The organism is Amycolatopsis sp. N2S4-7, assembly GCF_058119595.1.
This window is the reverse complement of record NZ_CP172299.1, coordinates 8,159,080-8,180,928: the sequence shown is the minus strand read 5'-3', so window position 1 is coordinate 8,180,928 and position 21,849 is coordinate 8,159,080. Positions and strand designations below refer to the sequence as shown.

At 73.4% G+C, this 21,849-nt stretch carries 17 protein-coding genes; 4 read left to right on the top strand and 13 right to left on the bottom strand.

Annotated features, from left to right (window positions below):
* Positions 1-47 precede the first annotated feature (47 nt).
* From ACH54P_RS38945 to ACH54P_RS38930, 4 genes are all read left to right on the top strand, one after another.
* A complete protein-coding gene (locus ACH54P_RS38945) occupies positions 48-1,250 on the top strand; it encodes a PucR family transcriptional regulator (protein WP_489908282.1) in 1,203 nt (400 codons plus the stop codon).
* 351 nt (positions 1,251-1,601) lie between these two features.
* On the top strand, positions 1,602-2,534 hold the full coding sequence (locus ACH54P_RS38940; RefSeq protein ID WP_489908281.1) for an alpha/beta fold hydrolase: 933 nt from the start codon (positions 1,602-1,604) through the stop codon (positions 2,532-2,534).
* A gap of 381 nt (positions 2,535-2,915) precedes the next feature.
* Positions 2,916-4,106 carry a PucR-like N-terminal domain-containing protein gene (locus ACH54P_RS38935; protein WP_489916889.1) on the top strand — a complete coding sequence of 397 codons (1,191 nt, stop codon included), beginning with the start codon at positions 2,916-2,918 and terminating at the stop codon, positions 4,104-4,106.
* 76 nt (positions 4,107-4,182) lie between these two features.
* On the top strand, positions 4,183-5,343 hold the full coding sequence (locus ACH54P_RS38930) for a PucR-like N-terminal domain-containing protein (RefSeq protein ID WP_489916887.1): 1,161 nt from the start codon (positions 4,183-4,185) through the stop codon (positions 5,341-5,343).
* A 58-nt stretch (positions 5,344-5,401) separates the two neighbouring features.
* On the opposite strand, the gene ACH54P_RS38925 is transcribed toward ACH54P_RS38930, so the two are convergent.
* Genes ACH54P_RS38925 through ACH54P_RS38865 form a run of 13 tightly spaced genes read right to left on the bottom strand, consistent with a single transcriptional unit; the run spans position 5,402 to position 21,767 of the window.
* Positions 5,402-10,537 carry a beta-ketoacyl synthase N-terminal-like domain-containing protein gene (locus ACH54P_RS38925; protein WP_489908280.1) on the bottom strand — a complete coding sequence of 1,712 codons (5,136 nt, stop codon included), beginning with the start codon at positions 10,535-10,537 and terminating at the stop codon, positions 5,402-5,404.
* Complete coding sequence (locus ACH54P_RS38920; protein ID WP_489908279.1) at positions 10,534-12,030, bottom strand: AMP-binding protein; 1,497 nt, start codon at positions 12,028-12,030, stop codon at positions 10,534-10,536. Before ACH54P_RS38920 ends, ACH54P_RS38925 begins: the two co-directional genes overlap by 4 nt.
* Before the next feature lie 17 nt (positions 12,031-12,047).
* Entirely contained in the window at positions 12,048-12,641 is a 594-nt protein-coding gene (locus ACH54P_RS38915; RefSeq protein WP_489908278.1) for a hypothetical protein, read from the bottom strand.
* Positions 12,638-13,135, bottom strand: coding sequence for an Rv1363c family protein (locus tag ACH54P_RS38910; RefSeq protein ID WP_489908277.1), 498 nt, complete (start codon positions 13,133-13,135; stop codon positions 12,638-12,640). The genes ACH54P_RS38915 and ACH54P_RS38910 overlap by 4 nt, the downstream gene beginning before the upstream one ends.
* The gene (locus ACH54P_RS38905) at positions 13,132-14,238 is read right to left on the bottom strand and encodes an MlaD family protein (protein WP_489908276.1); all 1,107 of its coding nucleotides are present in this window, start codon (positions 14,236-14,238) and stop codon (positions 13,132-13,134) included. The genes ACH54P_RS38910 and ACH54P_RS38905 overlap by 4 nt, the downstream gene beginning before the upstream one ends.
* The gene (locus tag ACH54P_RS38900; protein WP_489908275.1) at positions 14,238-15,209 is read right to left on the bottom strand and encodes an MCE family protein; all 972 of its coding nucleotides are present in this window, start codon (positions 15,207-15,209) and stop codon (positions 14,238-14,240) included. Before ACH54P_RS38900 ends, ACH54P_RS38905 begins: the two co-directional genes overlap by 1 nt.
* Positions 15,206-16,204, bottom strand: coding sequence for an MCE family protein (locus tag ACH54P_RS38895; protein WP_489908274.1), 999 nt, complete (start codon positions 16,202-16,204; stop codon positions 15,206-15,208). The genes ACH54P_RS38900 and ACH54P_RS38895 overlap by 4 nt, the downstream gene beginning before the upstream one ends.
* Positions 16,204-17,214 (bottom strand): MCE family protein, encoded by a 1,011-nt coding sequence (locus ACH54P_RS38890; protein ID WP_489908273.1) that lies wholly within the window; start codon positions 17,212-17,214, stop codon positions 16,204-16,206. Before ACH54P_RS38890 ends, ACH54P_RS38895 begins: the two co-directional genes overlap by 1 nt.
* Positions 17,211-18,227 (bottom strand): MCE family protein, encoded by a 1,017-nt coding sequence (locus ACH54P_RS38885; RefSeq protein WP_489908272.1) that lies wholly within the window; start codon positions 18,225-18,227, stop codon positions 17,211-17,213. The genes ACH54P_RS38890 and ACH54P_RS38885 overlap by 4 nt, the downstream gene beginning before the upstream one ends.
* On the bottom strand, positions 18,224-19,429 hold the full coding sequence (locus tag ACH54P_RS38880; protein WP_489908271.1) for an MCE family protein: 1,206 nt from the start codon (positions 19,427-19,429) through the stop codon (positions 18,224-18,226). The genes ACH54P_RS38885 and ACH54P_RS38880 overlap by 4 nt, the downstream gene beginning before the upstream one ends.
* Positions 19,426-20,241, bottom strand: coding sequence for an MlaE family ABC transporter permease (locus tag ACH54P_RS38875; RefSeq protein WP_489908270.1), 816 nt, complete (start codon positions 20,239-20,241; stop codon positions 19,426-19,428). Before ACH54P_RS38875 ends, ACH54P_RS38880 begins: the two co-directional genes overlap by 4 nt.
* Positions 20,242-21,027 carry an MlaE family ABC transporter permease gene (locus tag ACH54P_RS38870; RefSeq protein ID WP_465303245.1) on the bottom strand — a complete coding sequence of 262 codons (786 nt, stop codon included), beginning with the start codon at positions 21,025-21,027 and terminating at the stop codon, positions 20,242-20,244. It abuts the gene before it with no gap.
* Positions 21,024-21,767: a hypothetical protein gene (locus tag ACH54P_RS38865; RefSeq protein ID WP_489908269.1), complete on the bottom strand. Its 744-nt coding sequence runs from the start codon at positions 21,765-21,767 to the stop codon at positions 21,024-21,026. The genes ACH54P_RS38870 and ACH54P_RS38865 overlap by 4 nt, the downstream gene beginning before the upstream one ends.
* Between the last annotated feature and the right edge of the window lie 82 nt (positions 21,768-21,849).

The following is a 21,849-nucleotide window of genomic DNA, read 5'->3' as shown; positions in this document are numbered from 1 at the left end:
GCCGAGTTCGGATACGCTCGGCTCCGCCCGGACGACTCGAAGGGGGATTGGTGGTCGAGTACCGGAGCTTCCGCCTGCTGGCCTCGCTGCCGCGCGCGCTGGGCGCGGGCCTGCGCCCGCACGTCGGGCACGCCGCGGCCTCGATGATCCAGGAGGTCCAGCGCACGGTCCCGGCCTACGGCCAGCCGCTCAAGGGCGTGTTCGGCAAGGTGCTGGTCAAGAGCGTCGAGTACGCGGTGCAGCACTGCATCGACTCGATGGGCGAGCCGGCGCTGTGCCACGAGCGCTGGATCGAGTTCTACCGCGGCCGCGGCCGGAGGGAGTTCACCGAGGGCCGCAACCTCGACGCGCTGCAGGACAGCGCCACGATCGGGGCGCGGGTGGCCTGGCGGGCGATGCACCCCGGCGTCGTCGCCGCGGGCGTCGACCCGGCCGTCATCTCCGTCGCCGCCGAGGCCATCTTCGCCTACGTCGACGAGCTGTGCGCGACCGCGATCGAGGGCTACCAGCAGGCGCAGGCCGAGGCCGAGGGCGCCGTCCCGGTCCGGCGGCGACGGCTCCTGGAGCTGATCGTGCAGGCCCCCGAAGGTGCCGCGAGCAGCATCGCCGAGCTGGCCGGCGGCGCGGGCTGGCCGCTGCCGGAGACCGCCGCGATGGTCGCGCTCGAACGCGGCCCCGACGCCGCCGACTTCCCCGCCGACCTGCTCGGCGACGGCGTCCTGGCCGACCTCGACGGCCCGGAGCCGCACCTGCTGACCCGCGATCCCGACGCCGACCTGGCGCCGCTGGAAGCCAAGCTCGACGGCTGGCGGGCGGCGGTGTCACCGACCGTGCCGCTGGCCGACGCCCCGGCCGCGCTGCGCACCGCGCGGCGGGCGCTGCTGCTGTCCGGGCCGGACACCCCCGGCCCGATCATCTGGTGCCGCGACCACCTGGCCACGCTCTGGCTGCTCGCCGAGGACTTCCTGGCCGCCGAGCTGGCCCGGCAGAGCCTCGACCCGTTCGCGTCCCTCACCGAGAAGCAGCGCGACCGGCTCAGCGAGACGCTGCTGGCCTGGCTGGAGACCCGCGGCGGGGCGCCGGAGATCGCGCAGCGCCTCGGCGTCCACCCGCAGACCGTGCGCAACCGGCTGCGGCAGCTGGAGGAGCTGTTCGGCGACCGCCTCAAGGACGCCGACGACCGTCTCGGCATGCAGCTGGCGCTGCGGGCTCAGCGGCTGATGCGGGCGCACCGGCCGCCGGACGCCTGACCGGCGCGTTCTCGCAGCGGGCCAGCCGGCTCATCGGCACGGGCAGCACGCGCCGCCACGGACGACCGCGCCGCGGGCCGGGCCCGCCGGGTTCACCCGAAAAGAACTGGAAACTCGCGCGGCAGGACATCAGCGCGTCCGGTGCGTCATTGCGACCATGTCCGAGGAATACCCGGGTGCCGGCGGAATGTCGATACGCATTACCGGTGACGCCGGGAAAACCCGCACACCCGGCCGCGTTTCCGCCGTAGTTCTTATCATGCTGGACCCGGATTCGGGCCGCGTGGTGTTCGCCACATCGGGGGCGAATGGCCGGATGCCCTATTTTCGGGGTCGAGAGAAAGGCCGCCGATGACCTTCGAGACGTCCGTCCTCACCCTCCACGGCCGGCGCGTCCGGCTGCACGAGCACGTGCCGCCCGCGGGCGCGGGCGACGAAGCGATCGTGCTGCTGCACGGGATCGCGGGCAGCGCCGAGACCTGGGTGCCGGTGCTGGAGCGGTGCGCCGCGCTCGGCCGCCGGGTGCTGGCACCCGATCTGCCGGGCCACGGCGAATCCGACGCGCCGCGCGCGGACTACGGGCTCGGCGCGATGGCGAGCATCGTGCGGGACGTGCTCGCGGTGTCCGGCGTGCGGCACGCGACCGTCGTCGGGCACTCGCTCGGCGGCGGCATCGCGATGCAGTTCGCCTACCAGTTCCCGGAAATGTGCGACCGGCTCGTGCTGGTCGGCAGCGCCGGGCTCGGTCCGGAGGTGAGCCCGGTGCTGCGCGCGTCGGCGCTGCCCGGCGCACCGGCCTTCCTGGCCTTGACGGTGAACCGGGCGACGCTCGCCGTCGCGCGGGCCGCGGCCCGGCTCGGCCGCCGGCTCGGCGGGTCGTTGAAAACTGAAACACGGGAGCTGGCCCGGCATTTCGGCTCGCTGGCCGATCCCGCGCGGCGGCGGGCGTTCCTGTTCATCGCCCGCGGCCTGATCGACCTGCGCGGCCAGCGCGCGAGCGCCGTGGAGAAGCTCTACCTGGCCGACAAGGTGCCGATGCTGCTGGTCTGGGGTGCGCGCGACCCGCTCATCCCGGTGGCGCACGGGCGCCGGACGGCCGAACTGCTGCCGGACAGCCGCTTGACCGTACTGGAAAACGTGAAACACTTTCCACACGTGGCCGACCCGGAGGGGTTCTGCCTGCTGCTGAACGAGTTCGTCACGGGGACCGCGCCCGCGCGGCTGACCCTCGACGACGTCGTCGCCCGCCTGACGGCCGGCTGGGGCACGCAAAAGGCCCGCTGAAAAGTTGTCACCCGCGCACCATCCGCGAACAGCGGAAGTGTCACCTCCCATCGCGCCGTTCCACCCGTTCGGGTGTAGTCCGGACGGGTTACCGCAAAGTCAGCGGAGAACCCGTTGACAGTGCCGTTCGCACGAAATTATGTTGCCTGAGCCACAAAATCTGGATCGGCTTCGAAGACGAAGAGGCCGGTTTTGTTGCCAGCAAGGATAAAACACATGACCGACGTGGACACCGGATTCGCCGGCCCCGCCCTGCGGGTGAACCGGCCCAACTCCGGCGAGCGCTCTTCCGGACCGGCCTACCGGCAGCAGTCCGTGTCGGCCGACCGGCCCCGGCCCGCCTACCCACCCGCCCCTCGAACCCCGGCGGAACCCAAGCCCGTGCGCGCCTCCGGCGCCATCGGGCTGTGGGCTTCGCTGCCCCGCGAGCTGGCGATCCGCTTCAAGCCGCGGGTCGACCCGCTCGCCCGCGCCATCCTGCAGGAGGTCCAGCGGGCGGTGCCCGAGTACCGCCAGCCCCTCGAAGGCGCGTTCGGACACATCATCACGCAGGGTGTCCGGCAGGCGATCATCCAATGCCTCGACAGTGTCGGCACCCCGGGTGCCGTGCCGCTCGAGACGTGGACGACCGTGTTCCGCAACCTCGGCAAGATCGAGTTCAACGAAGGCCGCAGCCTCGACTGCCTGCAGACCGCGTACCGGGTCGGCGGGCGGGTCGCGTGGCGGCACATCTCGGAGTTCGGGCAGGCCGCCGGCGTCGCCGCGGACACGCTCTGCACGTCCGCGGAGGCCATTTTCGCCTACGTCGACGAGATCTCCGCGTTGTCGATCGAGGGCTACACGGCGGCGCAGACCCGCGCCGCCGGCACCCGGGCGCGGCGCCGGAGACGGTTGCTCGAGCTCCTGCTCGCCGACCCGCCGTCGGCGCCGCAGACCATCAGCGCGCAGGCCGGCGTCGCGCAGTGGCCGTTGCCGGCCGAGGTCACGGTCGTCGCCCTCGAACCCCGCGCCGACCAGCACAGCCTCGCCGCGCCGGACCTGCACTCCGACGTCCTCGTCGACCTCGAGGGCAGCGAGCCGTGCCTGGTCACCGGCGATCCGGGGAAGCACCTGAAGAACCTCACCGAGCGGCTGCAGGGCTGGCGCGCGGTGATCGGCCCGACCGTGCGGCTCACCGACGCACCGCGGTCGCTGCTGTGGGCGCGCCGGACGTTGAAGCTCGTCCAGCGCGGCGTGCTGCCGGACGCGCCGGTCACGCGCTGCACCGACCACCTGTCCACGCTGTGGCTGCTCGCCGACGAGTTCCTCGTCCGCGAACTGTGCTCGCGCAGCCTGGAGCCGTTCAAGGACCTCACGCCGAAGCAGCGGGCGCGGCTCGGCGAGACGTTGCTGATCTGGCTGCAGTCCCGCGGCAGCGCGCCCGAGATCGCGAAGAAGCTCAAGGTCCACCCGCAGACCGTGCGGTACCGCATGCACCAGCTCATCGACCTGTTCGGCGACCGGCTCAACAACGCCGACAACCGGCTCGACATGGAGATCGCGCTGCGGGCGGAGGCCCTGCTCGGCTCCTGAGGCTCTGTCATCTCCTCGATCTCACAAAGTGGTGAGGCCCGTGTCGGGAGCTTCCGACGAGACGGCCTTCGGGCCGATGCTGGGCGGCGACGGCCGGCCGGGACAGCTGTGGGCCATGCTCCCCCGTGAGCTGGCCGCGGTGTTCCGGCCGCGCATGCTGGACGTCGCCGACGAAGTGCTGCGCGAGATCCAGCGGACCATCCCGGACTACGCGCGGCCGCTCGACGGCGCCTTCGGCAAGGCGCTGCGCGCGGGCGTGCACGCGGCGATCCTGCAGTTCATCGACCGGATCGCCGCCGCCGGCCCGGTGCCGGACGACCGCCGCAAGCTGTTCGTCGGGCTCGGCGTGCACGAGCTCGCGCAGGGCCGCAACCTCGACGTCCTGCAGGCGGCCTACCGGGTCGGCGCGCGCGTCACGTGGCGGCGGATGGCCGAGGTGGGCACCCGGGCGGGCGTCCCGTCGGCGACGCTGTGCCTGCTGGCCGAGGCCATCTTCGCCTACATCGACGAGCTGTCGGCGTTGTCGATCGAAGGGCACGCGGCGGCGCAGGCGCGGGCGGCGGGCGCGCTGGAACGGCGTCGCCGTCGCCTGCTGGACCTGCTGCTGGCGGATCCGCCGTCGCCGTCGCGGACGGTTCAGGAAGCCGCGACGGCGGCGGAGTGGCCCTTGCCGCATCGGCTGGTCGCGGTGGCCCTCGACGGACCGGCCGACGTCAACGGGCTGGGCGCGCTGGAGGACCTCGAAGACGGCACGCCGCGGCTGCTGCTGCCCGCGCCGTCGGACCGCAGTGCGCTGACGGCCGCGTTGGCCGGCCACCGGGCCGCGGTGGGCCCGCCGGTGCCGCCGCGGCAGGCGGGCCGGTCACTGGCGACGGCGCAGGAGGCCCTCCGCCTGGTGGTGGCGGACGTCCTGCCGGACGAGCCGCTGACCTGGTGCGAAGACCACCTCGCGACGCTCTGGCTGCGCAAGGAGCCGTTCCTCGCCACGGAGGTGTCCCGGCGGCGGCTGGCCCCGCTGACCGCGTTGACGCCGAAGCAGTACAGCCGCCTGGCCGGGACGCTGCTGGCCTGGCTGGAGACGTGCGGCAACGTCCGCGAGGTCGCCGACCGCCTGGCGATCCACCCGCAGACGGTCCGGGCCCGGGCCCAGGAGCTCGAAACCCTCTTCGCGGACCACCTGCGAGACCCGGACGACCGCTTCGAGATGATCCTCGCCCTCCGCGCGACCCTGACCTGACCGGTCGGCTCACGTACCCGAAGGGTCGGAGGCCGGTGACGTGGGCCAGTCGCCTCGGTCAGACGGGGGTGGGGCCGGGGCTGGTGCGGCCGGCCAGTTCGGCCGCGAGCCGGCGGGCCAGCTCCTCGGCGTGCGGCGGGTCGACCATCGACCGGTGGTCCCCCGGCACCACCTCGACGTGCAGGTCGGCGCAGCACGCGTCCCAGCCCAGCGGGTCCGGGTCCTGCGCGCGGAAGAGCACGACCCGGCCCGCGTACGGCTCCGCGCCGGGCCGGGCTTCGGCGTCGATCAGCACCACGACCTCGACCCGCTCGCCGAGGGCGGTCAGCCGCTGCGCGGTCTCGAACGCCAGCTGCCCGCCGGACGACCAGCCCCCGAGCCGGTACGGCCCGGTCGGCCGCACCTCCCGCAGCAGCGCGACGCAATCCTCCACAGTGGACGCTTCGAAGCCGTGACAGGGCACTTCGCCGAGCCGGTCCAGCAGCGGCCGGTACACGCCGGCCTGGCCGAAGAGCACCAGCGGCGTGCCCTCGCCCTCCCGCGGCGGCCGCGGCGCGGGGGTGCCCGTCACGTACTCGGCGAGGTCGTCCAGGGTCGCCCCGCGCAGCAGTAGCGGCACCGGCAGCTCGACGCCGAACTCGCGCTCGGCCGCGGCCCGGGCGCGCGCCGCCAGCGCGGAGTCGAGGCCCAGCTCGACCAGCGGCACGTCCCCGGTCACCTCGCCCGGCGGGCAGCCGAGCAGCCCGGCGAGGAGGGCCGCGAGCCGCTCGTGCGTGCCGCCGGCCGGCGGCGTGGTGACGCCGTCGAGCACCGCCGAGAAGAACGGCCGCCGGGCCGGTTCGGGGAACGCCCCGGCGACCAGGCCCGCGTCGAGCCGCGCGATCCCCACCGACGGCAGGTCCGAGGCGAGCACGGCGGGCAGCGCTTCGAGGCCTTCGGCGATCGGCATCGGGTCGAGCACGGGGTCCGCCGTCCACGCACCCCAGTTCACCGTCGTCGCGGGCAGTCCCCGCGACCGGCGCCAGACGGCGAACGCGTCCAGCCAGGCGTCCGCCGTCGCGTGGGCCGTCCGGCCGGGCGAGCCGAACAGCGCGGCCGCCGACGAGTACAGCAGCCACCAGTCCGGCGGGGTGTCGGCGGTCGCTTCGTGCAGCCGTCGCGCCCCGAGGACCCGGGGCCGCCACACCGCGGCGACGTCTTCAGTGCGCACCCCGGCCGCGTGGACGATCCCCCGCAGCGGCAAGCCGTCCGCCGTCGCGGCGGCGACCAGCCGTTCCGCGACGCCGGGTTCGGCGATGTCCCCGGCGACGACCACGACGTCCACTCCGGACAGGGCGACCTCGCCGCCGCGGCGTCCGGAAAGGACGATCCGGGTGGCGCCGTTGCCCGCCAGCCAGCGCGCGGTGGCCAGCCCCAGAGCGCCGAACCCGCCGGTGACCACGTACGCGCCGGGCCCGGTCGACACCCCGTCGACGAGCGGCACGCGGGCCAGCCGCGCCGCGTACCGGACGTCGTGGCGCCAGCGCACCTCGTCGTCGGGCGCGTCCGACCGCAGCTCGCGCACGAGAACGTCCACATCCGACCGCGCGTCGAAGTCGACGAGGCTCACCCGCAGTTCCGGCCGGTCGAACGCGAGCACCCGCACCAGCCCGCGCAGGCACACCAGCCCCGGCTCGCCGCTCGACTGCGTGACCAGGTGGAACCGGACGCCGGGGCGGAGGCGGCCGACCACCTGGAGCACCGAAAGCAGCAGGTCCCGCGCGTCCTCGGGGTCGTGGTAGGCGTGCGGCGCCCCGGTGAAGAAGACGACCCCGCGCACCGGCCGCTCGGCCAGGAACCCGGGCAGCTCGTCGAGGTCGTCCTGCGGCAGCGAGAGCGCCTCGTCGCCGGCTTCGGCCAGCGCCAGCGCCAGGGCGACGGCCCGGCCGAGCGCCGCCGGGTGCTCGTCGGTGAGCAGCAGCCACGAGCCCGGCTCCCGGAGCGGCCAGGGTGGCAGCGGTACCTCGGGCCAGGTCGTCCCGAACGCGCGGGCGGCGAGCGGGACGCCACCGAGGGCGCGGAGGCGGATGTCGCCGAGCTCGGCGACGACTTCGCCGTCGGCGGCGACGAGCTGGACCGCGCCGACGCCGCCGGCCAGGGTCGCCTCGCACCGCACGCCCCGGCGCGGGTCGCCGAGCAGCCGGACCCGGCCGAACCCGGTCGGCAGGTGGATCTCTTCCGTGCCTCCGGGCCGCGTCGCGGCGAGGGCGTGCAGGCAGGTGTCGGCCAGGACCGGGTGCAGCGCGTAGCCCGGTGGTACCCGGGTCACCGCACCCGAGGCGCGGCCAGGGACGCCGCGAACCGCGTGCAGGCCGCGGAAAGCGGGCCCGTACCGCCGTCCGGTCCGGTCCAGGTCGGCGTAGACGTCGCGCGGTACACCGTCCACTTGGGACAACGCGGCGGGCGCGGCTCCGGTGTCCGGCGAGACCCACGCGGTCGCGTGCCGCACCCAGCCCGCGCCGGTTCTGGCCCGCACCACGGCCGTGCCGTCGGCGCGGATTTCCGTGCTCAGCACCGTTTCCCCGGTGACCGCGAGCATCCGGTGCACTTCGAGGCCGTCGACCCGGACGCGGCCGGTGCCGAGCAGTTCGCGGGCCCCCGCGAGGAACAGCTCGAGGAACCCGGTCGCCGGGAACACCGGGACGTCGTGCACGCGGTGCTCGCCGAGCCAGGCGGGCGTGTCCGGCGCGATCGTCGCCTGCCAGAGGTGCCGGTCCTCGTCCGGCACCTCGACGCGGGTGCCGAGCAGCGGGTGCCCGCCCGGCGACGGCCGCCGCGGCGGCCAGAACGTCCGGTGGTCCCACGGCGGCGGGGGCAGGTCGAGCACGGGCGCCTCCGGGTAGCGCCGGTCGAGCGCCGCCGGGTGCCCGGCGGTGTGCAACGCGGCGAGCGAACGTGCGTAAGCGTTTTCTTCGCCGTCACGACGGCTCAGCGTGGCCAGCGTCCGCACGTCGGCGCCGGCCGCGCGCGCGGTCCGTTCGACGGCGTCGAGCGCGATCGGGTGCGGCGAGACCTCGAGGAACCAGCGGTGGCCGTCGGCCACCGCGGCGGCGACGGCCTGCGTGAACCGGGCCGGACGGCGCCGGGTGGCCGTCCAGTAGTCCTCGTCGAAGGACGGCACCGCGCGCGGGTCGCCGAGCACGCTCGAGTAGTACGTGGTGGCGGGCGGCCGCACCCCGGCCGGCTTCGACCGGCCGGCGACGATGTCGAGCGCGGCCTCGACGTCCAGCGCGCCCGCGACGACGGCGGCGGCGAACTCGCCCGTCGAGTGCCCGAGCACCGCGGCGGGTTCGACGCCGTGCGCCCGCCACCAGGCCGCCAGGGCGACCTGGGTGCCGAACAGCAGCGGCCGAGCCTCGGCCGGATCGCCGAGGCCGGCCGGCCGGCGGCGCAGCGCGCCCCGCAGCGAGAAACCGGCCTTGGCCAGGAACAACGGCTCCAGCGCGGCCACCGCGACCCGGAACTCCGGCTCGGCGCTCAGCAACCGCCTGCCCATCGCCGGCCACTGCGAGCCGTACCCCGAGAAGACGAAGACCGGGCGCGGCAGCTCGCGCCCGGCCGTCCCCCGCACGACGTCCGCCGTCTCCTCGCCGAGGGCGACGGCACGGAGGCCCTCGGTCAGGGCGGCGCGGGACGAGGTGACGACGGCGGCCCGCAGCGGCAGCTGCTCCCGGCGGCGGGCGAGCGCCGCGGCCAGGTCGCCCGGGGCGGTGCCCCGGCCCGGGCCGGCGAGCCAGTCCGCGAGGTCACCGGCCCGGCGGCGCAACGCGGCTTCCGAGCGGGCCGACACCGTGAAGACCTGCGGCCTGCCGTTCCACCGCGAGCCCGGCGCGGCCGGGGTCAGGGGCTTCGGCCACTCCTCCAGCACGACGTGGGCGTTGGTGCCGCTGAACGCCGAGACGCCGGCGCGCGCGGTGCCGGAGTACCGGGGCCAGTCCACTCCGGACAGTCGCGGGGCCGGCCCGGAGGACGACGGCGGGATCCGGTCGTGCCACAGCGCGAGCACCACCTTGATCAGCCCGAGGATCCCGGCCGCGGCGCCGAAGCCCGTCTTGGCGGAGCCGAGCAGCAGCGGACGTCCCGGGGGCCGCCCGCGCCCGAGCACGACGTCGAGGGCGCGGGCCTCGGCCGCGTCGGGACCGTGCGCCTCGACGTAGTCCACAGTGGATGGCGCCGACCCCGCGGCGGCGTGCGCGTCGGCCAGCACCTGCTCCCGCGCGCCCAGGCCGGCGGACTGCCCGTCCGAACCGATCGCGCTGCCGCGGATCACCGCGAGGACGCGGTTGTCGTCGCGGCGGGCGTCGGCGAGCCGCTTCAGCACCACCACCCCGCAGCCCTCGCCGGGGGCGACGGCGCCGGTGCCCGGCGGCGCGAACAGCACGCGGACCCCCGCGGCCACCGTCAGGTCGGCCTCCCCCGCGGCCAGTGCGCGGACCGCCTGGTGGACGGCGACCAGCGACGCCGAGCCCGCCGTGTCCACGACCAGGCTCGGCCCGCGGAAGTCGAACCGGCCGGACACCCCCTGCGCGAGCGTCGGCGCCGGGCCGGCGGGGGCGGACGACACGGACTCGGTGGCCGAGACGCCGGCGAACACGCCGGTGCGGCTGCCGCGCAGCGACCCGGGCGCGAGGCCGGCGTGTTCGAGCGCCGCCCAGGTCGTCTCGAGGAGGATCCGCTGCCGCGGGTCCATCGCGGCGGCCTCGGCGGCGCCGATTCCGAAGAAGGCGGCGTCGAACCCGGCGACGTCGGCGAGGAACGCGCCGCGCCCGTCGCCGAACCACGGGCGGCGGTCGGCCGGGACCGTGCCGACCGCGTCCACGCCGGCCAGGAGCGCGCGCCACAGCTCGTCCGGCGACCGGACGCCGCCGGGCAGGCGGCAACCGATGCCGATGACCGCGACCGGCTCGCCGCGGGGCCGCGACGAGCCGGCGAGCGCCTCGGCCAGCGCGGCGATCGACGGGTACCGCCAGAGCAGGCCGAGGTCGGGTTCGCGGCCGAGCAGCTCGCCGAGCTCGGCGGCCACGGTCACCGCGTCCCGCGAGGACAAGCCCAGCTCGGCGATCGGGACGCCGGCGTCGACCAGCTCCGGCGAGAGGCCGGCGAGCCCGGCGATCCGCTCGGCGAGCCACCGGCGGAGCTCGGCGGGGTCGTTCACCGCAGGCCGTCCAGGGTCAGCAGGCCCGCCAGGTACCGGTCACGGCACAGGGCCCGGGCGACCTTCCCGCTCGAGGTCCGCGGCACCTCGCCCGCGGACAGCACGACGACCCGGCGCAGCGCGAGCCCGTGCCGCGCCGAGACCGCGCCCCGCACGGCCCGCTCGACCTCGCCCCGCGGCGGCGGGACCGCACCCTTGGCCAGCTCGACCACGATCACGGCCTGCTCGCCGGGAACTCCGAAGGCGGCCGAGGCCCGGGGTTCGATCGCCGGGTGCGCTTCCTCCGCCGTTGCTTCGAGATCTTGCGAGCGGTGGTCGGGAACGCCGAAGGCGGCCGACGACAGGGAGTCGATCGCCGGATGCGTCTCCTCCGCCGTCGCCTCGGGATCCCGCGAGCGGTGGTCGGCGACGAGGCCCCCGCTCCGGCCGCTCACGATCAGCTCGCCGGACTCGGTCAGCACGCCGATCTCGCCGGTGCGCAGCCACCACCTGGGCTCGTCGTCCCCGCCGAGGAAGGCGCAGAACACGCGGGCCGACTCCTCGGGGCGGTTCCAGTAACCGCGGCCGATGTTCGGGCCGCTCACCCAGATCTCGCCGGCGCGGCCCGCGGGCAGCCGCCGGCCGCCCGGGTCGACGATCGCGATCCGCTGGCCTGCCGGGTGGCCGTCGCAGGCGACCAGGGCCGTCGCCTCGGCCAGGACGTACCCCGTCCGCAGCCGCCCGGCCCCGGCGAACGCCTCCCGCACCCGGTCCAGGTCCGGATCGGCGACGCTCACGATGGTGCTGACCGAGCCCAGCCCGCGAACGGTCCCGGCCAGGCACTCGAGCCGGTCCACGACCACCGTCGGACGACCCGTGGTGAGCGGCACCGCCACCGTGAGCAGCAGCCCCAGCGGATCGCTCGGCGGCCGCCAGCTCACCACGACGCCCGGGCCCAGTGCCCGCGCCGCCTGCCGGGCGTTGGCCACGACGTTCGCGTGCGTGACCATCACCCCGCGCGGGTACTGCAGGTAGGCCACGTCCTCGGCGGCGACCGGGTCTTCGGTGAAGCCCGGCGCGCCGGGCACGGCGTCCACCGCCAGCACGCGGTGCCCGCAGGTGTCCAATGCAGCCAGGAACTGCCGGGTGGCGGTCACGGTCGCCGCGGTCGCCAGCACGATCGCCGGTTCGGCGTCCGCGAGCACGCGTGCCGCCTCGTCCGGCCCGGCGGGGACCGCGACCAGCCCGGCCCGCAGCACGCCGAGGAACGCGACGACGTGGTGCACCGAGTGCGGGACGAGGATCGCCGCCCGCCGGCCCGGCTCGGTGACCTGGCGCAGGGCCGCGGCGACGGCCGTCGCCCGGCGGTCCAGCTCGGCCCAGGTCAGGGTGTGCTCCCCGGTTTCGGAGACCCAGGTCAGCGCCGTCTCCCCGCCCGCCACCGCCGCGCGGCGGGCGAGGAGCGTCGAGAGCGTGGCGGTCCGGGTGACGACCGGTTCGGAACTCGTGAGCATCGATTCCTCGCGCATCCTCAGGCGGCGGACATCCCGGTGACGCGCCACTTGCCGGCGACGCGCTCGGCCGTGACGCTCAGCTGGGCGGCGCCGGTGCTGCGCTGCCCGTCGCCTCTCGTGCCGGTCTGGTCGAGGAACACCAGCACCGCCGCGCGGTCGCCGTCGAGGAGCTTCACCCCGGAGACGACGGCGGTCGAGGTGACGACGAGCTTCTGGTCCGCGGCGAGCTTGCGGACCTGGCCGAAGAGCTGGTCGTACTGCGCGAGGGCGGCCCCGGTGAGGACGTCCTTCGCCGCCTGCTCGCTCTTCGCCGGGTCGTCGTAGCGGTAGGAGAAGACCGTGCCGAGCGCGGCGCTGATCTGCTTCCCGGCTTCCGCGGTGCCGGCGACGTCGGCCAGCGCGGTGTTGTGCGCGACGACGGCGTTCGTGGCCCGCGCCTCGAGGGTGAACCAGACGGCGAGCCCGGCCATCACGACGGCGACCGCGGCGAGCCACAGCCGCAGCTTCGGCTTCGGCTCCGGCGGCGCCTCGACGACGTCGTCGTCGGCCGGTTCCGGCTCGTGGTGGCGGCCCGCGACCTTCACCAGGCGCTTCTTCGTGGGCACGGTCATGGCGTCTCCCCCGTCGGAACCTGGCCGAGGCCGGTGACGTGCCAGCCGTCCGGCCCACGGGTCAGGTCGGCCTGGAAGCGGTTGCGCTTGGTCACCGCGTCCCCGCCGTCCGGCGCGACGACCAGCTCGACCGACGCGATCAGCTTCGCCGTCCCCGCTCCGGTGTCCACTTCGGTCACCGCGGCGTCGGTGACCTTCCCGGTGGTGACGGTCTTCGCCTGCGCGATCCGGTCGAGGCTGCCCTGGCGATCGGCGGCCAGCTCGTCGTGCAGCGCACCACCGGAGAGGTCGAGCCAGTGCTGGTACCCGGGTGCCGCCTGCCGGTAGTCCAAAGTGGTCAGTCCCGCGACGGCCGTCCGGCCCGCCGCCAGCGCGTCCTCCCGGACCACCGCCCGCGCGACGCCGTCGTCGTGCGCCGCCTGCCACCAGCCGAACCCGGACCAGCCGGCCGCGACGGTCGCCAAGGCCGCGGCCAGCCACAGAAAGATTCTCACGGCCGTCCTCCCGGTGCGTTCTGCGAGCCCCGCACGTTCGTCGGGTCGCCCTTCGGCAGCGCGCAGCGCGCGGCCGTGTTCAGCGGGCGGGTCGAGGTGTCGAGGCCATCGCGGTACGGCGTCGTGTACCCGGTGGTGCACGGCGGTGGGTCGAAGAACGTCAGCGACAGCCCGAAGTGGGCGCCGTCCGGCCGCACCACGGCGGTGCCCGCGGCGACCGCCTCCGGCGCGGTGATCAGCAGCTGCCGGAGCCCGTTCTGGCGGGCTTCCAGGACGTCCGCGGTGGTGAGCAGGTTGGCCAGCAGCACGCCGAGGTCCGGCCCGGAGTCGCGGATCAGCGCGCTGACCTCGTTGGCCGCGGCGGGCACGGCCGGGATGAGGGTCCGCAGGTCGCCGTCGGACTGCTTCAAGGTGGCAGCCAGCAGCTTCGCGTTGGCCCCGAAGCTGCGGATCGCGCCGGCCTGCTGCACCTGGGTGTCGAGCACTGTGTGCGCGTCGGTGACGAACCGGGTCAGCGGCGCGACGTGCGCGCTCGCCGCTTGGACGAACTCGATGCCGCGGCCGATCAGCTGGTCGAGCGCCGGGCCGGCGTCCGACGTCGCGTTGTACAGCTCGTCGACGACGGTGCGCAGCGCGGGCTTGGGCACCGACGCGGCGAAGGAGTCCACTGTCGACAGGACGACGTCGACCGGGAGCGGGATCTTCGTGTCGGCCTGGGTGATCACCGAGCCGTCCCGCAGCTTCGGGCCGCCGTCGGTGCGCGGCCGGAGGTCGACGTACTGCTCGCCGACGGCCGACCGGTTCGCGACGACGGCTTCGGTGTCGGCGGGCACGGGCGCGGTGCCGGAGTCGATCTCGAGGTCGGCTTCCATCCCGGCGGGCGTGAGCCGCAGCTCGCCGACGCGGCCGATCGGCACGCCGCGGTAGGTGACCTCGGCGTTGGTGAAGATGCCGCCGCCGGTCGGGAACTGCGCCTTGACCGTGTAGCCGCGGTCGAAGAACACCTTGTCGAGGCCGGCGTAGGTGGCTCCGACGTAGGCGACGCCGAGCACGGCGATGACCACGAAGGCCGTGACCTGCACGCGCACGAACCGGGTCAGCATCAGTGGCCCACCTTGAGGAACCCGTTGAGGTAGTCGCCGCGGATGGTGTCGAGCGCGGCGTCCGGGAACGGGAAGGTGAAGATCATCTCCATGGCCTTCGGCAGCTTGTCGCCGGAGTCCGCCAGCCGCCGCAGCAGCGGCTCGAGGGCCTTCAGGTCGGCGACGAGGTCGTCCTTGCTGCGGTTCACCGTGTCGACGGCGACCGACGTCAGCCCGTCGAGGGACTTGAGCATGCCGACCAGCGCTTCCCGCTGCTGGTTGAGCACGCCGATGCCGGGGGTCAGGCCGTTGAGCGTCGTGGTGATCTGGCCGGTGTGCGCGTTGAGCGTCGCGGCGAGCTTGTTGACGCTCTCGATGGCGCGCGTGATCTCGTTCCGGTGCTCGTCGAGGCCCTGGACGAAGGTGTCCAAACTGGACAGCAGGTTGCGCGCCGCCGTCTCCCGGCCGCCGAGGGCCTCGTTGAGCTGGTGGCTGATGTTCTGGACCTGCGCCACCCCGCCGCCGTTGAGCAGCAGGGACAGCGCGCCGAAGACCTCTTCGATCTCCGGGGTCAGCGTGGAGCTCTCGAGCGGGATGGCCGCGCCGTCGAGGAGGCGGCCCGACGGCGTCGCGTCGTCCGGCGGGGCCAGCTCGACGAACTTCTCGCCGAGGATGCTGGCCTGCCGCAGCCGGGCGACGGCGTTGCCCGGCAGGTCGACGTCGCCGTTGACGAGCAGGTCCACGACCGCGCTGTGCCCGTCCGGCGCCAGCTCGACCTTGACGACCTGCCCGACCGGGACGTCGTTGACCTTGACCCCGGACTGCGGCACCAGGTCGAGCACGTTCGTGAAGCTCGCGGTGACGTGGATCGGGTGCGGGCCGAGCGCGGCGCCGCCGGGCAGCGGGATGTCGTAGACGCTCACCCCGCGCCCGCAGCCGGTGGTGACCAGGGCGAGGGTCACCACCGCGGCGACCTTGACCAGGGACTTCATTTCGTCTCCGGGAACTCGAGGAGGTTGCCGCGGCCGTCGATCGTGCCGTTCGCCTTGTCGTAGGCCTCGAGCAGGTTCGTCAGGGCGTTCGGGGCCGCGTCGAGCGCTTCGGCGAGCGAGGCCTTCTGGTCGACGAGCACCTTGGTGACGTCGGCCAGCTTGTCCACATCGGACTGGACCTTGCCGCGGTTGTCCTTGATGAACCCCTGCACGACGGTCAGCGCCTGGGTCAGCTCGGTCAGCGCGCCGGAGAACTGGTCGCGCTGGTCGGCCAAGACCTGGCTGAGCGACGCGATCTGGGCGATCGCCTGCTTCACCTGGCCGTCGTTGGCGGCGAGCATCGCGGTGAACTTGCTGATGTTGTCCACCGACGTGAAGAGGTCGTCCTTGGAGTCGCTGGCGGTGCGGGCGAACTCGCCGAGGTTCTTGATCGCCTCGCCGATGGTCTGCCCGGTGCCGCTCAGGTAGTCGGCCGACTTGGTCAGCACGTCGCTCACCGCGCCGTCCTTGTTGGCCCCCTTCGGGCCGAGGGCGGACATCAGCTGGTTGAGGCTGGTCAGCAGCTGGTCGACCTCGACCGGCGTCGCGGTGCGCTCGCGCGGGATCGACGCGCCGTCGGCCAGCTGCGGCCCGCCGTGGTAGACGGGCGTGAGCTGGACGTACCGGTCGGCGACCAGGCTCGGGGTGATGACGACGGCCCCGGCGTCGGCGGGCAGCTGGACGTCCGGCTTCAGCGTCATCGTCACCTTGACGTCGGTGCCGTTCGGCTCCACCTTGGACACCGACCCGATGGCGACGCCGAGCACGCGGACGTCGGAGTTCGGGTAGATGCCGACGGCGGCGGTGAAGTACGCGGTCAGCGTGCGCTCGCCGGGCCGGGCCAGCAGCGGCCAGACCGCCGTGACCAGCAGCGCGAGCACCACGCCCACGGCGAGGGCCCGCAGCCGCGAGCGGCGTTTCGCCTGGCTTCCCAGGTCGATGAGCTGGTGCGCCATCAGCGTCCCCCGTTCTTCGGCGGCAGGCAGCTGCCCGGTGTGGTGCCGGTGGGGACCAGCCCGCAGATGTAGGTGTCGATCCACCGGCCGTTGCCGACGGCGTTGCCGAGCAGCCGGTAGAACGGGCCGGCCAGGCGCAGGCTGTCCTCGAGCTTCCCCTGGTTCCGCTGGAGCACCGTGGCCACGCGGTCGAGCTGGTCGAGCGCCGGGCCGAGCGTCTTCTGGTTCTCCGCGACCAGCCCGCGCAGCTGGATCGACAGGTTCTTGATGCCGCTGAACAGCTGCGCGATCGCGTCCTTGCGGGCGTTCAGCTCGGTGAGCAGCGTGTTGCCGTCGCGGATCAGGGCCTGGATCTGGTCGGAGCGCTCGCCGAGCGTCTTCGACACCTGGTTCGTGTTCCGGAACAGCTTGACCAGCTCTTCGTCGCGCGACGCCAGTGTCTTCGACAGCGCGGCGATGCCGTCGAACGCCGTCCTGACGTCGCTGGGCGCCGACGCGCCGAGCGTGTCGGACAGCGTGCGGAACGCCTGCGCGAGCTGGTCGGTGTCGATCGCCCCGACGGTGCTCGCCAGGTCGTTGAAGACGGCGGTGACGTCGTAGGGCGAGCTCGTGCGCTCGGCCGGGATCGGCTGGTCCGGGTCGAGCTCGCCGTTGCCGACCGGGTCGAGCACGAGGTTCTTCTGGCCCAGCAACGTCTTGATCTTGATCGCCGCGGTGGTCCGGTTGCCCACCCAGGTGTCCCTGACCCGGAACAGCACCTCGACGTGGTCGCCGGCCAGCCGCACGTCGGTGACCTCGCCGACCTTCACCCCGGCGACGCGGACCTCGTCGTTCGGCTTCAGCCCGGCGGCCTCGTGGAACTCCGCCTTGTACGTGGTGCCGCCGCCGATGATCGGCAGGTCGTCGGAGAAGAAGGTCGCGCCGGCGACCAGCGCCATGACCAGCGCGGTCGCCGCGCCGACGGCGATCGGGTTCCGGGCGCGGAACGGCTTGATCCGGGGCGGTTTCATCGGCACCTCGCGGCCGTGACGGGAATGCCGGGTGGCGGGCCGCCCGGCGCCGGCTTCGCGTCGGATTCCACCGCGCACAGGTAGAAGTTCGCCCACGAGCCGTAGGAGAACAGCGTGCCGATCCGGTCGAGCTTCTTCGGCAGGTTGTCGATGAACTGCTGGAACACCGGGGTGTTGTCGGCGAGGTTCTTCGACAGGTCGCCGAGTGCGGTGATGCTGTCCTTCAGCGGCTGACGGCCCTGCTGCAGCAGCCCGGCGGTGGCGGTGGTCAGCTCGCCGAGCCCGCCGATCGCCTGCCCGATCGGCTTCGCGTCCGCGGCGAGGCCGGTGACCAGCTGCGCGGTCGTGTCGACGAGCGCGTCGAACTGGTCGCCCTGGGCGTTGACGGTGTCGAGCACGGTGTTGAGGTTGCCGATCACCTGTCCGATGACGGCGTCCTTGCCGGCCAGGGTGGAGGTCAGCGACGCCGTGTGCCGCAGGAGGCTCTCGATCGTGCTGCCCTCCCCCTGCAGGACCTGGATGATCTCGAACGACAGCTGGTTGACGTCGTTCGGGGAGAGCGCCTGGAAGAGCGGCTTGAAGCCGTTGAACAGCGCGGTGAGGTCGAGCGCCGGCGTGGTCCGTTCCGGCGGGATCTGCGCACCCTCGGCCAGCGTCGGCGAGGTGTCGGCGGCGCCGGGGTCGACCGAGAGGTACCGCTGCCCGACCAGGTTGCGGTAGCGGATGGTGACCGAGGCCGACGCGGTGAGCCGGTGCGCGCGGTCGACCGAGAACGCGACGTCGGCCAGGCGGTGTTCGACGACCTCGACCGAGTCGACCTGGCCGATCCGGACGCCGGCCATGCGGACCTCGTCGCCGGGGTTGACCGACGTCGCGTCGGTGAACCGGGCCGTGTAGCCGATCGTCGCGCCGACGCTGGAGTTGGCGATCGTGACGGCGAGCACGGCGGTGGCGACCGCGGTGACCACGAAGAAGATCAGGCCCTTGATCGCGGGACCGGCGACGCTCCTCATCGGACGGTCACCTCCGTCCCGCGCAGGGCCGGTCCGACGAGGACGCTGCTCCAGTCCGGCACCGCACCCAGGGCCGGCGCGAGGAGCTCGGCGACCAGCTGCCGCTCACCCGGGGAGTTGGCCGGGCCGAGGTCGCCGTCGGTGGCGAACGCGGGACCGGCGGCCGCCGCGCCACCCCCGTAGCACTTCGGCCCCCCGGTGGCGTCGAACCGCGGGGTGTCCCGGCCGGGGACGTACTTCTCGCGCGGGTCCTGCACGGTGAGCGTCACGTGCAGGCCCGGCTCGTTCGTGCCCTTGCCGAGCGCCTTCTCCATGAGCGGCTTGAGCCGGTTCACCGCGTCGAACAGGCACGGGAACTCCGGCGAGTACCGCGACAGCAGCTCCAGCGACGGGCGGCTCGCCGCGGAGACGCCGATGATGTTGTCCTTGTTCTTGCGCAGGAAGTCGTTCAGGTGCCCGGTCGCGCTGGTGACGCTCGTGTAGAGGCTGTCGAGGTCGGCGCGCGTGTCCACAATGGTCTTCGCGGTGGTCGACAGGTCGGTCAGCGCCTGCAGGATGTCCGGCGCGGCGCCGGTGTAGACGTCGGCCGCGTTCGCGAGCCCGGTGATGTCCGCCTTGAACTGCGGCATCAGGGGGTTCACCTGGGCCAGCAGGTCCTGCAGCTTCACGATGCTGTCGCCGATCGGTTCGCCGCGGTTGTCGAGCGCCTGCGAGATCGCGCCGAGGGAGCTGTTCAGCTTCTGCGGCTGGACCGCGCGCAGCAGCGGCAGCAGGTCGCCGAGGACGCGTTCCAGCTCGATCGCGTTGGTGGAGTGGTCCTGGGCGATGACGTCACCCGCGCCGAGCTTCCCTTGTGGACGGTCCGGGAGCACGAGGTTGACGTACCGCTCGCCGAACACGGTCTTCGGCAGCAGCCGCGCGGAGACGTTCTCGGGCAGCAGGCCGATCTTCGCCGGGTCGAGCGCCAGGTCGATCTCGGCACCCGTGCGCGTGCTGCGCACGGCCCTGACTTCGCCGAACGGCACGCCCTTGACCTTCACCTCGGCCGTCGGCGCGAGCTGGTTGCCGACCCGGTCGGCCCGCAGCGTCACGAGTTCCGAGTCGTCGAAGTCCTTGTCGTAGATGGCGACCGCGAGGTAGCCGAGGAGGACGAGCACGCCGAGGAACGCGACCCCGGCGAGCTGCGTGCGGAACCGGCTCATCCCGACACCTTCACCGTGGTCGTGGCGCCCCAGATGGCCAGCGACAGGAACAGGTCGAGCACGCTGATCAGCACGATCGACGTCCGCACGGCCCGGCCCACCGCCACGCCGACGCCGGCCGGGCCGCCACTCGCCCGGTAGCCGTAGAAGCAGTGGGTCAGGATCACGCCGACGCTGAAGACGAGCACCTTGCCGAACGACCACAGCACGTCGCCGGGCGGCAGGAACAGCGTGAAGTAGTGGTCGTAGGTGCCGCCGGACTGTCCGAAGAAGACGACCGTGGTCAGCCGCGAGCCGAGGTAGGAGATCAGCAGCCCGATGACGTACAGCGGGATGATCGCGATGAAGCCGGCGATGATCCGCGTGGTGACCAGGTACGGCATGCTCCGCACGGCCATCACCTCGAGGGCGTCGATCTCCTCGGAGATCCGCATCGCGCCGAGCTGCGCGGTGAACCCGCTGCCCACGGTGGACGAGAGCGCGAGCCCGGCGACCAGCGGGGCGATCTCGCGGGTGTTGAAGTACGCGGTCAGGAAGCCGGTCATCGCCGAGATGTTGATCTGGTTCAGCGCGCTGAAGCCCTGCAGGCCCACGGTGACGCCGGTGAACACGCACAGCCCGACCATCACGCCGATCGTGCCGCCGATCACCGCGAGCGCGCCGCTGCCGAACGTCACCTCGGCCAGCAGCCGCACCACCTCGCGGAAGTAGCGGGTCACCGCGAGCGGGACGGCCGCGATCGCGCGGACGTAGAACAGCAGCTGGTCGCCGAGGTCGAACAACCGGTCGCCGGGTTTGCCGAGGATGGCCACTCAGGTTCCCTTCGCCGGGACGAGCTGCAGGTACAGCGCGGTGAGCACGGTGTTGACGAAGAACAGCAGCAGGAACGTGATGACGACGGACTGGTTGACGACGTCGCCGACACCCTTCGGGCCGCCCTTGGGGTTCAGCCCGCGGTAGGAGGCGACGACCCCGGCGAGGTAGCCGAAGATCACCGCCTTGACCGAGCTGACGACGAGGTCGGGCAGCTGCGCGAGGGCGTTGAAGCTGGCCAGGTACGCGCCGGGCGTGCCGCCCTGGATGATGACGTTGAAGAAGTAACCGCCGAGCACGCCGACCACGCTGACCAGGCCGTTCAGCAGCACGGACGCGCAGACCGCGGCCTGCACTCGGGGCACGACCAGGCGCTGGATCGGCGAGACGCCGAGCACCTCCATCGCGTCGATCTCCTCGCGGATGCTGCGCGCCCCGAGGTCGGCGCAGATCGCGCTCCCGCCCGCGCCGGCGATGATCAGCGTCGTCACGATGGGGCTCGCCTGCTGCACGACCGCCAGCACGCTCGCCGCGCCGTTGAACTGCTGGGCGCCGATCTGGCTGGTGAGCGAACCGAGCTGCAGCGAGATCACCGCGCCGAACGGGATGGAGACGAGGATCGCCGGCGCGATGGACACGCTGGCGATGAACCAGAACTGCTGGACGAACTCGCGGACCTGGTAGGGGCGCCGGAACATGGCGAGGATGATGTCGAGGCCCATCGCGCACATCCGGCCGAACTCGCGCAGGCCGTTGGCGGCGCGCTGCTGCACCTGGATCGTCATGCCGTCCCGCACCCGTTCGGCCCGGTGCTGCCGACGCAGCGGAGCACGAGGTTGGTCACCAGGGTGTTGCCGGGCCCGGACACCAGGCCCGTCAGCAGGCGGCTGAGGTCCTCGTGGCCGCGGCACCCGGCGAACGGCGGGGTGCTGAAGGTGGTCTGCGTCTTCGCCGGCTGCGCCGGGAACGCCAGGGGCAGCAGGGACTTGAGGGTCACCTCGGCCGGCTGGGCCGTGCGGCAGTCCGGGCCGACGTCGAGGACCCTGCCGTCCACCTTGACGTCCGAGAGCTTGACGAAGACCTTCGCCGTCACCTCGGCGTCGGCGCAGAGGTTGGTCTGCGTCTGCTTGCAGTTGGTGTCCTTGCCGGTCAGCACCTGGGTGGTGCCGGTGACGTCGCCGTCCGGGACCAGCTCCACCGTGCCGGTGGCCGGCATGAACCGGAAGGCGACGAAGTAGCTGGAGGTCGCCGGGACGCTGAGCTTGCCGGTGATCGGCACGCGGCCGGACAGGCCGAGCAGGGCGCCGTCGAACCGGCCCTGCGGGAAGGTGATGTCCGAGCCGAGCTTCGCGACGTGGCTCGTGGTCGGCTGCTGCGCGTCGCCCACGTAGAAGCCGACCGGGAAGTTGACCGCGGCCTGGGCCGCGGGCGCGTTCTCGCCCGGCGCGGCTTCCGCGGCGCCGAGCGAGAACGCGGTCAGCACCAGCACGAGCAGGAGCGGCACCGCGCGTGTCAGCACTGACATCCGTCGTTCCTCATGTTCCGTAGTTACTCACGATTCCCGTTGCGACACAAGGAATCCGCGTTTCTTGTCATGCCGCTCAGTG